The 17,657-nt window shown below is 35.6% G+C and carries 15 protein-coding genes; all 15 read right to left on the bottom strand.

Translation table 11 applies throughout. The features are described from left to right. Nucleotides 1–58: 58 nt before the first annotated feature. On the bottom strand, nucleotides 59–964 hold the full coding sequence (cysD, locus tag CXF85_RS08405) for a sulfate adenylyltransferase subunit CysD (RefSeq protein WP_101228090.1): 906 nt from the start codon (nucleotides 962–964) through the stop codon (nucleotides 59–61). Between the two features lie 284 nt (nucleotides 965–1,248). After that, the gene (locus CXF85_RS08400) at nucleotides 1,249–1,845 is read right to left on the bottom strand and encodes a sugar transferase (RefSeq protein WP_101228089.1); all 597 of its coding nucleotides are present in this window, start codon (nucleotides 1,843–1,845) and stop codon (nucleotides 1,249–1,251) included. After that, on the bottom strand, nucleotides 1,838–3,001 hold the full coding sequence (locus CXF85_RS08395) for a DegT/DnrJ/EryC1/StrS family aminotransferase (protein WP_101228088.1): 1,164 nt from the start codon (nucleotides 2,999–3,001) through the stop codon (nucleotides 1,838–1,840). The genes CXF85_RS08400 and CXF85_RS08395 overlap by 8 nt, the downstream gene beginning before the upstream one ends. Before the next feature lie 133 nt (nucleotides 3,002–3,134). Next, complete coding sequence (locus CXF85_RS08390; protein WP_101228087.1) at nucleotides 3,135–4,310, bottom strand: glycosyltransferase; 1,176 nt, start codon at nucleotides 4,308–4,310, stop codon at nucleotides 3,135–3,137. After that, the gene (locus tag CXF85_RS08385; RefSeq protein WP_157829047.1) at nucleotides 4,288–5,262 is read right to left on the bottom strand and encodes a hypothetical protein; all 975 of its coding nucleotides are present in this window, start codon (nucleotides 5,260–5,262) and stop codon (nucleotides 4,288–4,290) included. Before CXF85_RS08385 ends, CXF85_RS08390 begins: the two co-directional genes overlap by 23 nt. A gap of 317 nt (nucleotides 5,263–5,579) precedes the next feature. Then, nucleotides 5,580–6,488 (bottom strand): sulfotransferase, encoded by a 909-nt coding sequence (locus CXF85_RS08380; protein WP_157829046.1) that lies wholly within the window; start codon nucleotides 6,486–6,488, stop codon nucleotides 5,580–5,582. Nucleotides 6,489–6,496: 8 nt separating this feature from the next. Further along, complete coding sequence (locus tag CXF85_RS08375) at nucleotides 6,497–7,279, bottom strand: hypothetical protein (RefSeq protein WP_101228084.1); 783 nt, start codon at nucleotides 7,277–7,279, stop codon at nucleotides 6,497–6,499. Beyond that, nucleotides 7,263–7,889 (bottom strand): hypothetical protein, encoded by a 627-nt coding sequence (locus tag CXF85_RS08370; protein WP_101228083.1) that lies wholly within the window; start codon nucleotides 7,887–7,889, stop codon nucleotides 7,263–7,265. The genes CXF85_RS08375 and CXF85_RS08370 overlap by 17 nt, the downstream gene beginning before the upstream one ends. A 97-nt stretch (nucleotides 7,890–7,986) precedes the next feature. Next, the gene (locus CXF85_RS08365; protein WP_101228082.1) at nucleotides 7,987–9,207 is read right to left on the bottom strand and encodes a hypothetical protein; all 1,221 of its coding nucleotides are present in this window, start codon (nucleotides 9,205–9,207) and stop codon (nucleotides 7,987–7,989) included. A gap of 217 nt (nucleotides 9,208–9,424) precedes the next feature. Beyond that, a complete protein-coding gene (gene fcl / locus CXF85_RS08360; protein ID WP_101228081.1) occupies nucleotides 9,425–10,396 on the bottom strand; it encodes a GDP-L-fucose synthase in 972 nt (323 codons plus the stop codon). A gap of 2 nt (nucleotides 10,397–10,398) precedes the next feature. Continuing rightward, nucleotides 10,399–11,526: a GDP-mannose 4,6-dehydratase gene (gene gmd / locus CXF85_RS08355; RefSeq protein ID WP_101228080.1), complete on the bottom strand. Its 1,128-nt coding sequence runs from the start codon at nucleotides 11,524–11,526 to the stop codon at nucleotides 10,399–10,401. Between the two features lie 90 nt (nucleotides 11,527–11,616). After that, nucleotides 11,617–13,062, bottom strand: a complete 1,446-nt coding sequence (locus tag CXF85_RS08350) for a phosphomannomutase (protein ID WP_101228079.1) — start codon at nucleotides 13,060–13,062, stop codon at nucleotides 11,617–11,619. 9 nt (nucleotides 13,063–13,071) lie between these two features. Further along, nucleotides 13,072–14,475: a mannose-1-phosphate guanylyltransferase/mannose-6-phosphate isomerase gene (locus tag CXF85_RS08345; protein WP_101228078.1), complete on the bottom strand. Its 1,404-nt coding sequence runs from the start codon at nucleotides 14,473–14,475 to the stop codon at nucleotides 13,072–13,074. Continuing rightward, a complete protein-coding gene (locus CXF85_RS08340) occupies nucleotides 14,476–14,964 on the bottom strand; it encodes a GDP-mannose mannosyl hydrolase (protein ID WP_101228077.1) in 489 nt (162 codons plus the stop codon). 412 nt (nucleotides 14,965–15,376) lie between these two features. Next, the gene (locus CXF85_RS08335) at nucleotides 15,377–17,623 is read right to left on the bottom strand and encodes a polysaccharide biosynthesis tyrosine autokinase (RefSeq protein ID WP_101228076.1); all 2,247 of its coding nucleotides are present in this window, start codon (nucleotides 17,621–17,623) and stop codon (nucleotides 15,377–15,379) included. Nucleotides 17,624–17,657: the final 34 nt, after the last annotated feature.

Raw genomic sequence — 17,657 nt, 5'->3', positions numbered from 1 at the left:
CAAAATTGTTCATCAAATAAAAGTGTTATAACGTAAATGTTGGCTTAGCTGTTAATGTTTAAAAGTAACCTTCCATTTTTTTCTTTTCCATTGAACCAGCGCTATCGTGATCTATCACGCGGCCTTGACGTTCAGAGGTTTTCGTTAATAACATTTCTTGAATAATTTCAGGTAAAGTATCAGCCGTTGACTCAACTGCGCCCGTTAATGGGTAACAGCCTAATGTTCTAAAGCGCACACTCTTCATTTGTACTTCTTCATCGTCGCCAATAGGCATACGATCATCATCAACCATGATTAAGGTGCCATCACGTTCAACAACAGGACGTTCTTTCGCCAAATAAAGTGGCACAATTGGAATACTTTCTAGATAGATGTACTGCCAGATATCAAGCTCAGTCCAGTTAGATAATGGAAAAACACGAATGCTTTCGCCTTTATTCACTTTACCATTGTAGATATTCCATAATTCTGGACGCTGGTTTTTTGGATCCCAACGATGGTTTTCATCACGGAATGAATAGACACGCTCTTTGGCACGTGATTTTTCTTCATCGCGACGTGCGCCACCAAAAGCAGCATCAAAACCGTATTTATTTAGTGCTTGTTTTAAGCCCTGAGTTTTCATTACATCAGTGTGCGTCGCACTACCGTGCGTAAATGGACCCATGCCCATTTCAATGCCTTCAGGATTTTGATGTACAAGTAACTCAAAACCATACTCTTTCGCAATTTTGTCACGAAAGGCAATCATCTCTTTAAATTTCCAGTTGGTATCAACATGCAATAAAGGGAAAGGTATTTTACCTGGCGCAAAAGCTTTGCGAGCAAGATGAAGTAATACTGCAGAGTCTTTACCGACAGAATACAACATCACAGGGTTATCAAATTCAGCCGCTACCTCACGAAAAATATGGATAGATTCAGCTTCAAGTTTTTTTAAATGGGTTAAGTTAGTAGTCATTTTAATGGGTACTTTATATAATTTAAAATATGTATAATTAAAAAGTTACTAATAGAAAAATCTAGTTTGGCTAAATCCCTCTAAATAGTATCAAGTAAGGTTTACTAGAAACGACTGAACATTATCTATAATTATACCAAACGGACCTATTTTGCATAAGCGGATTTGATATTCATTAAATGCCCATGGGACATGTGCTAAAATAGTATTTTATTTAAACTAAATTATAAATATAGTTAACTAATTTATGCAAATATCTAAAAGGATATAATATTAGCCTTAAATTAATTTCTCTTTATTATTTTAATTAGAGTAAGCATTATAATATATAGATCCTTAAAAATATTCTGAGTCTCTATATACTCTAAGTAATACCTCTGTTTCATAGGTAAGATTATATCAATATAGGCTTGGTGTGGATCTTCATATTGAGCAATAATACTATTTTCGTCAATCATCATTATTGACGCAAAATCCGTTATTCCAGGCTTTATAGATAAAACTTTTTTCTTAATTTCTTCAGGGTAATAATTTATAAATTCTTGTACTTCTGGCCTTGGACCAACCAAGCTCATTTTTCCAAAAAGTACGTCAATGAGTTGAGGTAATTCATCAATTTTATATTTACGAATAAACTTTCCCGATTGAGTTATTCGTGTATCCCCAGCAATAGTCAGCCGCCCCATTCCTTCTGTACCTACATCCATCGTACGAAACTTATGAATATAAAATGCTTTTCCAAATTGTCCAACTCTTGACTGTCTAAAAAAGATCGGGCCAGGTGAATCTAACTTGATCCATATTGCAATCAAAATAAATACAGGGAATAAACAAATCAGCCCAAAAAATGACAATATACTATCTAATATACGTTTAATCACCTAGTAATACCCTTTTCACTGATTTAACAACTCTATCAACATCTTCAATTGTCATCTTAGTATAGAGAGGTAGAGATACTTCTCGCTCATAAACACCTTGAGCTGTAGGAAACATGCCAGGAGATAAATTATATGTATCACGCCAGTACGGATGTAAGTGCAGGGGGATAAAATGTACCGAACAGCCTATTTGAAGTTCTGACATTTTTTCAATGAATTCGGTTCTGGATATTTTAACCTCTTCCTTAAGGAGAATCGGGTATAAATGCCATGCATGCATATCATTTTTCTCTGGTAGTGCAGGGAGCTTAATTGGCAAACCATCTAGTTTTTGATTATAAAGCTCCGCTAACCTTTGCCGTTTCTCTTGAAATCCGGGGAGCTTTATTAATTGGTGTATCCCTATGGAAGCAGCAATGTCTGGCATGTTATATTTAAAGCCTGGAGCAACCACTTCATAAGCCCAAGAAGGTTTTTTTGAAGAGTACCGATCAAATGCATCTCTGCTAATACCATGTAACCTCATTATTCTACAGCGTTTAGCTAATTCAGGGTCACGAGTTACGAGCATTCCCCCCTCACCTGTAGTCATGGTTTTATTTGCATAGAAACTAAAGACAGTAGCATCACTGGCTAAAGTACCTATTAACTGTCCATTATGAGTTGCAGGTAATGCATGAGCAGCATCTTCAATAACTTTTATACCATATTGTTTTGCTGTAGAAATAATTAAATCCATTTCACAAGATAGGCCTGCAAAATGCACAGGGATAACAGCTTTTGTTTTTTCTGTAATAGCATTAGTAAAAGTGAGGTTCGTTATATTAAATGTATGTTTATCTACATCCACCATAACTGGTGTAGCACCTAAATACCTAACTATTTCAGCAGTAGCCGTGAAGGTATATGTAGGTATAATGACTTCATCACCGGGGCCTACACCTACAGCCTCTAAAGCTAAATGAAGCCCCGAGGTTGCTGAATTTACAGCTATCGCTTCCAGTGAGACACAGCCTAGGAATCTAACAAAGTCCTCCTCAAAACGTTTCGTCTTAGGACCTGTTGTTACCCACCCACTTATTAGGGTGTCAACCACTTCTTTAATTTCTTCCTCACCTATTTCAGGTAATGAGAAAGGTAAAAATTTATTCGACATATAACCTCTATTTAAATTATTCTTTAAAAGACACTGCACATAATTAGCTAGACACATAAAGATTGATCAAATATATGTGTACTAGTAACTTTAATATAGCCCACCTATTAGCTAAGATAATAAGCTATTACATCTACAAAATATCAATAACAAAACTGGAAAACTCATTTGATTGTTTCTTATAGTCGTAGTTCTTCCCTAAAGTGAAGCACTTATTACTCATATTCTTAAGTAATTTGGGGTCTGCTAACAAAGAATCAATTATACCTTCCAACTGGTTGATATTATTTGCATCATAATTAAAACCTACACATTTACTCTCAATAATTTCATTTACCTCTCCTTTTAAAGAGCTCAATACAATAAGTCCATTACATAAATAATCATAAAATTTGAGAGGCATAGACACTGAACTATCCGATGCATAACTGGCTAAACCTATGTGGCACATTGACAATAGGGCATCCAATTTTACAGGATGTAACGAACCATGAAACTTTAGATTACTTAGAGATAAAGATGCTTGATAGACACTCTCTTTTAGTGGCCCACCGCCGGCAATATGAAATACTACCTTTTTATTTTTAAGTTCATAAATAATGGCTAAGTCTATAATTTTTTGGATATCATAGCTTTCACCTAGAGTTCCGGCATAAACTATGTGCACCACTTCATAACATTTCTTTGTAATAGTATCTTTAGTCTCTGTGCCAATATAAGACACTAACTTTGAACTTAAAGATATTTTATTACAAATTTTTTCTTCAAAATCACGAGAGCAAAAAACTACACCATCAGCCTTAAGTAAAGTTTTATTTCTTAAATAATAAAGTGGAGAAAACAAAAAATCTGAAAATGCTTTTATAGGCTTAGGCAGCACAGTAATAAAATGTTCTGGCCATAGATCTAAGACATCTATAACTACCTTTATGTTATTCTTTTTAGCAAAATTAATAATCAAACTAGCGTAAAATAAAGATGGACTAACCAGAATAATAACTATAGGTAGCTCTAAGTTATTTTTGTTAACATACGAAATTAAATTTTTACCAAAAACATACTCGAAATAAATACGGGATAAAGAAATATTTTTCCTATATAACGGGGTTGTAATTATCTCACTTGAGAAAGAGTCAAAAACAATATTCTCGGTTCTAGCTGCTTTAGTTCTGTGCTCAAAGGATGCTATAAACCATCTTACATTGAACCCCTTATCACTAAAGGACTCTGCTAAATTTACATTCCTGTAATTTCTCCACCCCTCATTTGGAAGAGTCCCATAAGGGTTAATTAACCATACATTTTTCATCGAATTCCTCTTGTCTGTTCTTTGATAATAAAATTGCAATACCAGCCCAGAAGCCCGGTATTGTATGCGGCCAGCCCCCAATAACAATAAGTGATATACCTGTTAACATCATAGCAATAGAGAGTTGGCTATTATATTCTCTTGCTTCTACAACATACCGAAAAATTGGAAATATAAAAATTAATATAAAAATCAGTCCCCAATAGCCAAAATCTAATATAATTAAACTTAAATATGCTGATGGTTTGATATTTTCTCCCACACCAACTTTATCAAAAAAACTTGTAGTATTTATATCTACAGGGAGACAACTAACTGCATATTGGAAATTATGGCTCCAAGCACCAAAGCCCGTACTATAATCATAATAACTATCAAACAGTCTACAGTATGGTCCTAAGTTGACTCCTATACGGCTTCCTGAGATTTCATTAATAACAGAAAACATTGATGAAAAATCCAGATTAAACGAATATATTATATTTTTTATACGTTCAGGGGCTATATCATCACCAAACACAATAAATATAGATAAGATGACTCCACTAGCGACTAGAACCTTAACAACCCCTAACACACTATTTCTTTTAACAAAAGTCAAAGACCCATAAATCAATAAAAATACAAGAATAAAAAAATAAAAGGTTACTGCTTTAGTCATTACACCGATAACTAGTAAAGCAGCCATATTACAGCGATAGCTTATCAGTGAAAGTCGACCTAACTCATTAAGAACAACATTTACACACAATAAAAAGAAAAGAACAGGAACCATCATTGCCGGCTCAGGTGAAAAAGAAGTAATCCCTCGCCCCCATGCCGTAAGGGGGTCCGCAGAAATACGGGGGATAATTATTTTAATAATTTCAAATAATTGCAATTTAAAAGCTGAAGACGGGAAGAACTGTTGAAATAAAGAGAATATAAATAGAAAACCTATAGTACCGACCAAAAACCTTCCAAAATTTATTGTTGAATGTATATAGATATAATAGAAAACCATTAGAGGGCAAATAATTGAAACAAGAGATTCGAATATAGGCCCAAATTCGATATCATTAAACAGAGAAACTACAACAAACAATAAGGTAAACGGAAATAATAAAAACAAATAATTAGGTACCCGCCCCCTTAAAATAATAGAAATAAAAATAAGAAGAATATATATCGGTTGTACTTCCGATGATATAGGTAACATCTTTATGAATGGAAAGCACAAAAATAGAAATATCAGACTGTCAATATAATTTACATTTCTATAAGGCATATTTATCGGATCCAATCAAATAAAGCTTTATTTTTATATTTTTTAAAAATTATTTTTATATTCAATAACCCTGTTAAACCTAAAACAGGTATTTTAAATAAGTCTATGAAACCAAAACCTTTAATACGATACTGATTTTCTTTATACAGTTGTATTAATTTTAAGTCATCACTATAAAAGTCAGTATAAATTTTCCTTAGAGCTGTTTTTTTCACTATAAAGAAGCAAAATAAAAAAGCAATAAAAGACATTTTTTTCTGACTTTTATCCCCCCCTCTAAATTTTGGATCCCCCATAACTCCGGTTAATAGCTTTTCATTAATCTTAGCTGTATTAATATCATCATCACATACTACATTGAGGTTTAGACACTTTAATATATTAAAAAGGCACTTAGGATCTTTTTTTACATCTTCATACCTAACATATGTGGCACCATCATCAATAGCTTTTAGCAGGTTAGACGCTCCTCGATTAAAGTCGACGAGCCCATCAGAAAAATCTAATTCACCACCTCTAAATGTAGAATAATATGACCAAACAATATCGTATGGATTACGGATTAACACTAAGGATTTATTTAATTGGTAGTTACTTTTAATAAAGTCCCAATATAATAGGTTCCTCGGTGTTTTATCCAAAAAAACAGTGCCTGATGATTCATTATTTAGTTCATTGTAAATTCGACAAATCACTTCCATTGATAAACTATTAATATCCACAGAGTATTGCTCCACCCCCATCTTACTGGATAAAGTTCCCGCATGAGAAAACGTTAGATCATCACTCCACTGCAATACGAAAGGTAATACCCAAGGTTCAGGCCCAGTATTTAGCTTTAATATGTTATTAGCCATTAAATTTTGCACATAAGTTGAGCCTGAACGAGGCAAACTTAGTAAAAAAAACACATCGGGTCTCATAATACTTCTTCCAGAATACATTTATTGTCACAAATCATTGCATACAAAGGTAATAAATTATTACCTTTGGAGATTATCACTTTGGTTGTTTTACCATTCAAAACACCTATGGCTACGGCCCAGAATAGGAATGTCGAGTCATTGACATATACTACTTTGGCATTTGATAAGACTTTAAAATCTTCAACTTCAGATTTTCCTTCAGCAACAAGCCCCCTACATTCTGGATATAGTCTACCTAATGTATGAACATCATTTGTTACAATCAGCTGTTCACGTTTGTCCGACAAGAAACTATCAACAAGCTCACCACTTTGTAATAGACTATTTTCATGTAAAAAATCGCCCCCTCTAAAATGAAAGACTGAATAGTTATTTGTATCAGGCTGCCAGCTAATTTTATTTATAACTTCAATACAAACCTTCTCTATTGAAGTTATTGAAATTGATTTACTGTGTTGAAAATAACCAAATTCATAACAAAAAATAGAGTAACTACATTCAGGAATATAGTAATCATTACTTTTCTTACCCAATAAAAAAAGCAAAGGAAGACAAATAAGATCCACTACATTTTCATTCCTAATTTTTACGATTGCTTTAATACTTAATATATTTAACCAATCTTTATGCCTAGACCAACCTAATGTTAGTTCCGAAATCTTTTCGGATTTATTAGGATATATAGCAGTGTAATTATTTTCAAAGCAATACGCTAATTGAAATAATTTATTACCCACACCGCCCCCCAACCAAACTTTTTTATTTTTTAAGTTCATAGTTTAATACCCCTACAACCCTTGTTCCACAACCCTCTAAAGACCAACCATTGTTGGTATAAAAACCTGAAACATTGTCATTCGTTGCATCCAAATGACAATAAGCTCTAATACTTTGCATCTGTGTGTATTCCTTTATACTCTGTAACAACAACCCACCATAACCAAGCCCTACATTTTTTTTACAAATACAAATATAAGACAAATAAATATCCTCACCCTTTTTATTATTTGGTGAGGTACCTTTATTTTTTTTTTCTTTATTAAGGATATTAATTAAGCTTTCAAAGGCTAATCTCTTATTTCCCAATAAATCTCTTACAATTTTCAATTTACTTAATAAGTTATTCTTTTTTATATTAAAGACGCTGAATAAGCTAACCTCCTGCCCTAAAGAGGCAAAGCCGACAATCCCCCCTTTTAAACTCAAGGTAAAAACCTTTGACTTATCATGTACACTCACAGAATCCATGTACTCTATAAATACCTCAATTGGAAGCAAACCTGTAAAGTGATTATGAAAACTCTCCTTTACTAAAGTGTAAACCTCCCCTTTGTCACTTTCACTAAGTTCTCGCCAACTCTTGACATCTACTTTTTTTTCACTCATTTACTAGATCCTAAATTAATAAATTACAACGAAATAAACTACCAAGTATGCCTTTATATTAATAAGCCGCATTATTGTTGCAAGTAAAGATTATGATTCAATCAATTTTTTTAGATATATACATGATCACTAATAATGGCAAAATAATTTGCCCCAACAACTGAGCTAAAACAAACGAAAAGGCTGCGCCTTTAAGTGAATAACCATCCACAAAAAAACTCAATAAAATCAAAGCGATAATTACAGAGAATATATTCTTAAGTAAGATAATGCTATTCATTGAGCGAAGTACTAAATTCATGTTTATAAAAACGGAAACAAAGAAAAACATAACACTCATAGAATATATTCCGAAAACATCAACTATCAAATGACTATACTCAACATTACTTTGATAAAACACCCCATATATAATGTCACCATATTTATATAGGAGTAGAGATATAGAAATCCCAAAGAATGAATACAGTATAAATAATCTCTTTATATACGAATGAAAGATCAGTTTGTTTTTTAATTGTGTATTTCTTAATTGCCCTTGAACAGCTGAATTCAGTAACACAGGGATTATGGCAAAAGTATTACATAATTGAGCAATTGTTATATATAAGCCTATAGAATATAAGTTAACTTCACCCTTAATAAATAATATATCTATTTGATTAAAAACTATTACTATGCTGCTTGCTAATGCAATAGGCAGCATTTTTCTAGCTAAAGAGAAATCAAACCACGAATAAAACTGAAATTTCAACCTAGGTAACGATATATAATAGATAACTAAAATTAATATAGCTTCAATACTTGTAATTATACCTATAGCTTCCAAGCCAACGCCCAACTCTAAAGCTATAAATTTACAACCAAAACCAGAAAGTAGTAAAAGTACTTTTATTTTGACATAACTTTTTGATTTACCGTGGAAGTTTAGCCTATACTCAAAAGTTTCTGATAAAGGTAAAGCCAACAACCCTATCAAATATACTAAAAAAGGTTGTTCATACATGATCGCAATAAAAATGGTAGCGGATAAAACAAAACACAGCACCCAAAGCTTAGTTACAAATATTTTACCTATTTTTTGTTTACACGGTACTCCTCGTTTACCAATAATTTCAGAGTTTCCTGATTGTGAAAACCCAAATGACACCCCAACGCTTAATAAGTTTACGACAATTAAACTAAAAGCATATTCACCAAATTTTTCATATGAATAACTAGCAACTAATAAAACATTAATTAAGAGCATGAATAGTGCTCTTAAAAATTTTTCAATTATATTCCATATAAAATTACCTATCACAGGTTTTACAACCATCGTCCCTCCCTGTAAATCCGATATAATGTATTAATATTCTGTGAATAGTATCCAGCTATGCTTGAAAGACCATATACACATATTAGAAATAAGAATGCATATCTAACATCTATTTGTTGATTATATCCATCGAACCGACTAAGTTTACGATGGAGTATTATATAAACTGGCTTGACTTATTATTACTAGACGAGCACTAGTGTTCCACAAAACTTATTTATTTTCGTAACGATGATTGATTTAGTAAGAACCAATCATAAGTTTTTTCCAAACCTTTTGTTAAACTAATTTCATGGTACCAACCTAAGTTAGATAAACGATCTACATTCATTAATTTACGAGGCGCACCATCAGGTTTACTCGCATCAAATTTTATTTCACCATCAAAACCTACGACTTTTGCCACTGTTTGAACTAGCTCTTTAATCGTGCAATCGGTACCAGTGCCAACATTGATATGGCTTAACATGGGTTCGGTATGCGCATCATAAGTAGACTTATCTAAGTTCATTACATGTATAGAAGCGTCTGCCATATCATCGACATATAAAAACTCACGCATAGGTTTGCCACTACCCCATGCAATAACTTCTTTATCACCATTTAATTTTGCTTCATGAAAACGACGTAATAAGGCTGGAATTACATGGCTATTTTCTGGATGAAAATTATCAAAAGCACCATACAGATTGGTCGGCATCACACTGCGGTAATCTCTTCCATACTGGCGATTATAACTCTCACAAAGCTTGATTCCTGCGATTTTAGCCACCGCATACGGTTCGTTAGTTTCTTCTAACGTACCAGTCAGCAATGCAGATTCCTGCATTGGTTGCTCTGCTAATTTAGGGTAAATACATGAAGAACCTAAAAAGAGTAATTGCTGAATATTTGCTAAATGCGCACTATGGATAATATTGCATTGAATCATTAGGTTTTCATAAATAAAATCTGCAGGATAAGTATTATTAGCAACAATCCCCCCTACTTTAGCCGCGGCTAAATACACTTGTTCAATTTTTTCAGTTTGAAAAAAATCAACTACTGCTTGCTGATTAGTTAAGTCTAATTCAGCCCGTGTACGAGTAATTAACTCTACATCGTCAGCTTTACTTAGCTGACGAATGATAGCTGAACCTACCATTCCATTATGACCAGCAATGAATATTCGTTTAAGTGTATTAGTCATTCTTAACTTTCCGTTGTTACAGCAAGGTTGTAACCGTGTTCTTTTAAAATTGCATGTTGCTTGGCTTTATTTAAGTCATTTTCAACCATTTCGGCACACATCTCTTCAACTGTAATCTGTGGAACCCAACCAAGCTTCTCTTTTGCTTTAGTCGGATCACCTAATAACGTTTCAACTTCTGCAGGACGGAAGTAACGAGGGTCAACCTTAACAATCACATCACCTACGCTTAATGCTGGTGAATTATCACCCGTAATAGCAGTTACAGTGGCGATTTCATCAAGTCCGTCACCCGTAAATTCAAGTTCAATACCTGCTTCTTTTGCTGATAAGGTAACAAATTCACGAACGGAAATTTGTTTTCCCGTTGCAATTACAAAGTCATCAGCAACATCTTGTTGTAACATCATCCATTGCATACGAACGTAATCTTTAGCATGACCCCAGTCACGCAGAGCGTCCATATTACCTAGAAATAAACACCTCTCTAGTCCTTGTGAAATATTAGCAATTGCTCGGGTAATCTTACGTGTTACGAATGTTTCACCACGACGTGGTGATTCGTGATTAAATAAAATACCGTTACACGCATACATACCATATGATTCACGGTAGTTAACGACTATCCAATAGGCGTACATTTTTGCAACGGCATAAGGTGAACGTGGGTGAAATGGTGTTGTTTCTTTTTGAGGGATCTCTTGCACTTCACCATACAACTCAGAAGTAGAAGCTTGATAGAATTTTGTTTTCTTTTCTAGGCCTAAGAAGCGAATTGCTTCTAGCAAACGTAAAGTACCCATCGCATCAACATCAGCCGTATATTCTGGGCATTCAAATGAAACAGCAACATGAGATTGAGCGCCTAAGTTATATACTTCATCAGGCTGAACATCTTTGATAATACGAGTTAAATTTGACGAGTCAGTTAAATCCCCGTAATGCAGGAAAAACTTTTGATTATTTTCATGATTATCCTGGTAGATATGATCAACGCGCTCTGTATTTAATGATGAAGCACGACGTTTGATCCCATGAACTTCATAACCTTTATCTAATAATAATTCCGCAAGATAAGATCCATCTTGACCAGTTATTCCTGTAATTAATGCTACTTTATTTTTTGACATTTCTAAATTCCTTACTCAACTTTAAGATATTGCTACTTAACGGACAAAACTTAAAGTTAATGTTTAATTTTTAATTTTTAATTTTTAATTTTAGCCAATTACATTACATGCTTGAATATTCTTCAAACTTGTAATAACACATTCATTGGCCTTTAAATAAGTTTCAGCTTCAGCATAGCAGCGTAATTCTGGCGCATTACCTGATGGTCGTAGATGGACAATACGATTATCTGCTAACGTAATTCTTAATCCGTCTGTATCATCTATATTTTTAATTTCTGCATTTGAAAAGCCTATTTGAGCTAACAGTTTTTTAGGATCTTGTTTGCCCTGTGCAATTATTGTTTGGCTTTTTTCAGTAACAAAGTTTTGAATGCGATCACTGTGGGTATAACGTTTTGGCAATGCATCAACTAATGTTGAGATCAGACCTTTATTTGCGGCAGATAGTAGCATAATGGCTGGTAATATTGCATCTCGTGTTGGTAATGCCTTTAATGCTTTGCCATTGAGCTGCAGATCACTACCCAACAGAAAGCCGCCATTAGCTTCAAAGCCAGCTACGGATTTAAATTTTTTGTTTAAATTTGAAAATTCTGCAATGACATAAGGTGAGCCTATTTTTGTACGCTCGACATGGCAAAATTTGTTACTTAATTCAACTGCTGTATTACAGCTCACTGGGATTGCTAACGCTTCAATATTTAACGCTGCGCCAGTTAACAAGCCAAGAATATCACCACGAAGCCAATTGCCATTTTCGTCTGACATTAATGGGCGGTCGCCATCGCCATCCGTTGAAAATACAGCATCTAGGTTAAATTCTTTAGACCAATTAATCGCTTTTTGTTTGTCTTGCTCTGACACTGCTTCAGTATCGATAGGTACAAAGTGATCAGTACGCTCTAAAGAGATAACTTCCGCACCAAGGGTTTCAAAAATGCGGAAGTATAAATCGCGCCCTGCACTTGAATGCTCATAAATACCAATGCGTTTACCTGTTAAAAAAGGTGTGGTAAATAAAGAGGTATAACGGGTGATGTATTCTTCTGCTGCGCGGTTATTTACTATTAGTTCAGCTGATTCGGCAAGTGATGTAAATTCAACTTGCTCAGTAATAATAACGTTCTCATCAGCTTTGCTGATTTCACCATCAGGTCGGTAAAACTTAAGTCCATTACGATCAAAAGGTATATGGCTACCGGTGACCATAATGGCTGGGATTTTATCTTCTTGTGCGACATAAGCTAACGCGGGTGTTGGTACTACGCCATAATAAATAACGTTAAGGTTCAGTTGTTTTAGCCCAATAGCACAGGCTTGCGCCATCGCATAACTGCTTGGGCGATTGTCTATAGCGATAGCAACCGTTTTAAAGCTGAAGTTGCGTTTCATACCCGCAATGAATGCAACAGCAAAGGCTGAACATACATCAGGAGTAAATTGGGTCACTAATCCGCGAGCACCACTTGTGCCAAAAGAAACACCGCTTTGTGCGATAACCGTAGCGCTTACTAAATTTGACTTGTTTGACATAATCAATGCTTATACTCGACCATAACGGTCTTCAAAACGTACAATATCATCTTCGCCTAAATATGAGCCTGATTGCACTTCAATCATCTCTAGGGGTACTTTACCTGGGTTTTCTAAGGCGTGAACAATGCCTATTGGGATATAAGTTGATTCATTTTCTGTGACTAAAAATATTTTTTCGCCATTGGTAACGCTTGCTGTGCCTGATACAACAATCCAATGCTCTGCTCTGTGATGATGCATCTGACTAGATAATTTTTCACCTGGGTTTACGGTTATACGTTTCACTTGATAGCGTTCGCCATTATCAATGGAATCGTATTTACCCCATGGGCGGTACACTTCTCGGTGAACTTTAAATTCACTGCGTTTTTCAGCTTTGAGTTTTTCAACGATTTTCTTAACATCTTGTACTTTATCTTTACACGCCACCAACAAAGCATCTTTGGTATCAACGATAACCACATTATCTAATCCGACAGTGGCTATAAGTCGCTCGCCACCATGAATTAAGCTGTTGGTTGTGTCTTGTAAAATGGTATCACCGAAGGTTGCATTACCCTCTTCATCTTTCTCATTGACTTCCCATAAAGCAGACCAAGCGCCAATATCATTCCAGCCGGCATCTAATGGCACGACTACCGCATCGGTGGTATTTTCCATTACAGCATAATCAACAGACTCATCAGGACATAGTGCAAACGCTTCGGCGTCTAATCGAACAAAATCGTTATCATGCGTGGTATGCTCTAATGCTTTTTTACATGCGTTAAATATTTCAGGACGATATTTTTGTAGCTCTTGTAAGTAACGGCTTGCTTTGATTAAAAACATGCCGCTATTCCAGTAATACTCACCACTTTCTACATAGTTTGCCGCTGTCTGCGGATCAGGCTTTTCTACAAAGGCGTTTACATCATAGCCACTTGAGTCTGACACTGAGTTGCCACGCTTAATATAACCGTAACCAGTATGGGCTTGTGTCGGTACAATACCGAACGTTACCAGTTTACCTGCTTGGGCAAGAGGGAGCGCATTTTTAACCGCATCAGTAAAGGCGTCGGTATTTTGAATAACGTGATCTGCAGCTAACACAAGTAATAATGGATCATTGTCATCTACAGTTACTTCAGCTGCCAACGCAATGGCAGGGGCCGTATTGCGACCTACTGGCTCTAGGATTATTGAGCCCGTTATATCCAACTCGCGTAACTGCTCGGCAACGATAAAGCGATGTTCTTCGTTACAAATAACCAAAGGTGCATTCACTTCAAGGTTAGACAAACGTTGTATCGTTGTCTGCAGCATGGTTAGCTCACCGGTTAAGGCAAGAAACTGCTTGGGGTATAACGAGCGACTAAGTGGCCACAAGCGAGAGCCTGAGCCACCGGCCATAATAACAGGAGTGATCATCTATATTCCTAACTTTAAATTTGTAATCAAGTTATCAGCTTGCTTATCTTTTTGAAAATACCACTTGGTATGAATATGGACATCGTCATGAGCTAACAACGCCATTTCAGAAAACCAGCGATAGTCGTTATGTTGCGCTACGGGTAATAAAGCGATATCACCAGCAAAAATGACTTCATAGGCTAACACTACGTAATGCGTTGTGAAAGGCTCTTCAGAAAAGTTATCTTCATAAAAATGCTGATAGACGCCTTTAAAGCAGCTAGACGTTTTATCCATGCCTAACTCTATTTTGAGTAAACGCGTATAGGCTTGTTCAATGGGTTCATCTTTTAAGACTCTACCACCAGGCACAAACCATGCACCTTGTGCAGGTCGATTTAGGCGTTTTCCTAATAAAATGTTACCTTGGGTATCTCGCACCAGTAAATCGATCGAGACTAATGGCGTTGACGCAACAATGGTTTTAAAGGTATTTTCGGCTAACATCCGTATTATTTCATTCCTATTCATCAATAAAATATTGAATTAATTCAACATCTAAACTATTGTTTAATTTATGCCTGAGACAAAAACCGTCATCATTGAGACGCTATTTTATGTTCGAAACTCATCCGTATTTATTTAATAATCGACTACTTACAAGGACTTAAGCCGAAACTCTCTTTCCCTGCCAATAGGTCCGCATATTAAGTTTTATCGTTTTAAAAAGCGCGAATAAATTCCCGCCTACAAAACAATTCGGAAATGACATCAGTGACTTCCTGGATTCTCGATCAGACACTTCGGTAATGACAATATAAAACAAACAGGAATGACATAAGGTCTTCCTGGATTCTCGATCTGACACTTCGAGAATGACGGACTCAGCCCCAAGCGCGAATAAATTCCCGCCTACAGGTTACTTATCTGATTTATATTCGTAGTTGTAGTAACCGTAATAGCCGTAGGCGTTGCTGGCTTTTTTGACCACACCATTAAATACCACACCTTTTACATCTATGCCATTTTGTTCAAAGCGTTGACGGGCGTAATCAATTTCTTTTATATCATTTTGGCCAAAGCGGGTAACCAATAACATAGTACCTGCATGACCACCGACAATAGCAGGATCGGTTACCGCTAAAATTGGTGGCGTATCGATGATGATGATATCGTATTTAGCTTTTATTGCTGTAATTAAGTTACTGAAATTTGCATGCATAAGTAACTCTGAAGGGTTTGGTGGTACTTGCCCGCGAGTGATAATCTCTAAACCGTCAACCGTGCTTTTTTTGGTTACTTCTTCAAGTGTTTTTTGTCCTGATAAGTAATCGGATAAACCATTCTCTGCCGTTAAGCCAAACTTCTTTTGTAAATAGCCTTTACGCATATCCGCATCAATGACTAATACTTTCTGGCCACTTTGCGCTAATACAGCACCTAAGTTAGCTGAAACAAAGGATTTACCAACTCCGGGTGATGGGCCTGAAATGGCGATAACATTATTTTTTGCTTCCATCATGGCAAAATGTAAGCTGGTTCGTAAACTACGTAGGGCTTCTATAGAAAGATCTGCTGGGTTGTCTACCGCCAATACATCAACACTATGTTGTGCTTTACGCTTTTTACTCTGAAGAATGCCGGTTAGTTTATCTTGATGCATAGAGTGTGGCACGCTAGCATAAACAGGTAAACCTATCGCTTCTATCTCACTTGGGTCTTCAACGCCTTTATGTAGCGCTTTTTGCACGAGTACAATGGCTATCGCTAACATGCCACCTAGCATAGTTGCCATGACTACAATGAGTGCTTTTTTTGGTTTTACCGGTTTGGTCGTATTAACCTCAGCAACATCAATGATACGTACATTACCGACCGTACCGGCACGGACGATATCTAATTCTTGTACTTTACCTAACAACATCATGTAGATTTCATTACCCACTTCAACGTCACGGGTTAAGCCTAATAATTTTTGCTGCGTTTCAGGTAAGTTAGTAATTTTTGTCGCTAAGGCATCACGTTGTTTTTGCACTGCAGATATTTGTTCGACAATACCTTGGTAATTAGGATGGTTACGTTTGAATTTGCGTGACATGGCTAATCGCGTTAAGTCTAATTCTTGTAACTTGGTATCAAGCTCTACGATTTGCTCTAATACGCCTTGTGTTTCTAAGGTAATGTTGACTGATTGTTGATTTTTTTGGTATTCATTAAATAGCGCTTCAGAGTGCTCTAGTTGTTTTTTTATTGCTGGCAGTTGTACTTCTAAAAAATCGAGTGATTTTTTAGCTTCTGCTGAATTTCGATCAACATTTCTACGGACATATATTTCAGCGGCTTTGTTTAATACGTTTTCAGCATAAGCAGGCGTTTGATGTTGTAAGCTTAAATTAACAATACCCGAATCTTTACCTTTTTCACTAGCACCAATGGCTGCTTGTAAATCAACAATGGTATTTAAACGATCTTTACGCATAACCGTAAATTCAGTGCCTGCTCTTGCCGTTAATTCTTTAAGGGTAATACTGAAAATGCCATTAGTGAGTTCTTCGCCTACTTTACCTTCTAAAATCACTACGTCATCAGCCGATATAAGTTTGAAAGCGTTATTTTCACCCGTTCGAACTATGTATTCTTGGTTAATAGCGTATTTAGGTACATCAAAACGGAAGACATCAATTTTTTCACCACCCCAAGCGTAACTTGATGCACCAAAACTGGCTTGGGCCACATCACCTGTTTTAATTGGGTTGAATTTTCTAAAGCTACGACCACCAATTACAGGGAATAATTTTGGCTTGGCAACAATATCTAATTTCAAGGCATCAACGGCTTCGCCAATCACTGAGCGAGATTTTAATAATTCAATTTCTGTTATTGATTTAGAGCTACTTTCAAACATGCCGGCCATGTCGTCTAAACCGGGTACTGAGCCACCACTTTCTTCAACTTGAATCATCGCCGTTGCTTTATATATCGGCGTAGAAAAAATGGCGATAGCAACACCTACTACCATAAAGACAGCGGTAACAATACAGATGAAGAATTTACGATCGAGTAATGCACCAAATAGCGCCATTAAATCAATTTCATTCGCTGGTGCAGCATTATTTGCCTGCTGATTACGTATTGTTGGTTGAGCTATCGTTTCATTCACTGACATATTTAGAGTAACTTTTAATAAATTAATTTTTGTT

This window comes from Colwellia sp. 75C3, from assembly GCF_002836255.1.
Taxonomy (GTDB): Bacteria; Pseudomonadota; Gammaproteobacteria; order Enterobacterales; family Alteromonadaceae; genus Colwellia.
This window is presented reverse-complemented; position numbering and strand designations above follow the sequence as displayed.

Coding starts and splice junctions, on each gene's coding strand:
- cysD (WP_101228090.1), bottom strand. CDS start 964: ATGACTACTAACTTAACCCATTTAAAAAAACTTGAAGCTGAATCTATC.
- CXF85_RS08350 (WP_101228079.1), bottom strand. CDS start 13,062: ATGTCAAACAAGTCAAATTTAGTAAGCGCTACGGTTATCGCACAAAGC.
- fcl (WP_101228081.1), bottom strand. CDS start 10,396: ATGACTAATACACTTAAACGAATATTCATTGCTGGTCATAATGGAATG.
- CXF85_RS08390 (WP_101228087.1), bottom strand. CDS start 4,310: ATGAAAAATGTATGGTTAATTAACCCTTATGGGACTCTTCCAAATGAG.
- CXF85_RS08340 (WP_101228077.1), bottom strand. CDS start 14,964: ATGTTAGCCGAAAATACCTTTAAAACCATTGTTGCGTCAACGCCATTA.
- CXF85_RS08365 (WP_101228082.1), bottom strand. CDS start 9,207: ATGGTTGTAAAACCTGTGATAGGTAATTTTATATGGAATATAATTGAA.
- gmd (WP_101228080.1), bottom strand. CDS start 11,526: ATGTCAAAAAATAAAGTAGCATTAATTACAGGAATAACTGGTCAAGAT.
- CXF85_RS08370 (WP_101228083.1), bottom strand. CDS start 7,889: ATGAGTGAAAAAAAAGTAGATGTCAAGAGTTGGCGAGAACTTAGTGAA.
- CXF85_RS08395 (WP_101228088.1), bottom strand. CDS start 3,001: ATGTCGAATAAATTTTTACCTTTCTCATTACCTGAAATAGGTGAGGAA.
- CXF85_RS08335 (WP_101228076.1), bottom strand. CDS start 17,623: ATGTCAGTGAATGAAACGATAGCTCAACCAACAATACGTAATCAGCAG.
- CXF85_RS08375 (WP_101228084.1), bottom strand. CDS start 7,279: ATGAACTTAAAAAATAAAAAAGTTTGGTTGGGGGGCGGTGTGGGTAAT.
- CXF85_RS08345 (WP_101228078.1), bottom strand. CDS start 14,475: ATGATCACTCCTGTTATTATGGCCGGTGGCTCAGGCTCTCGCTTGTGG.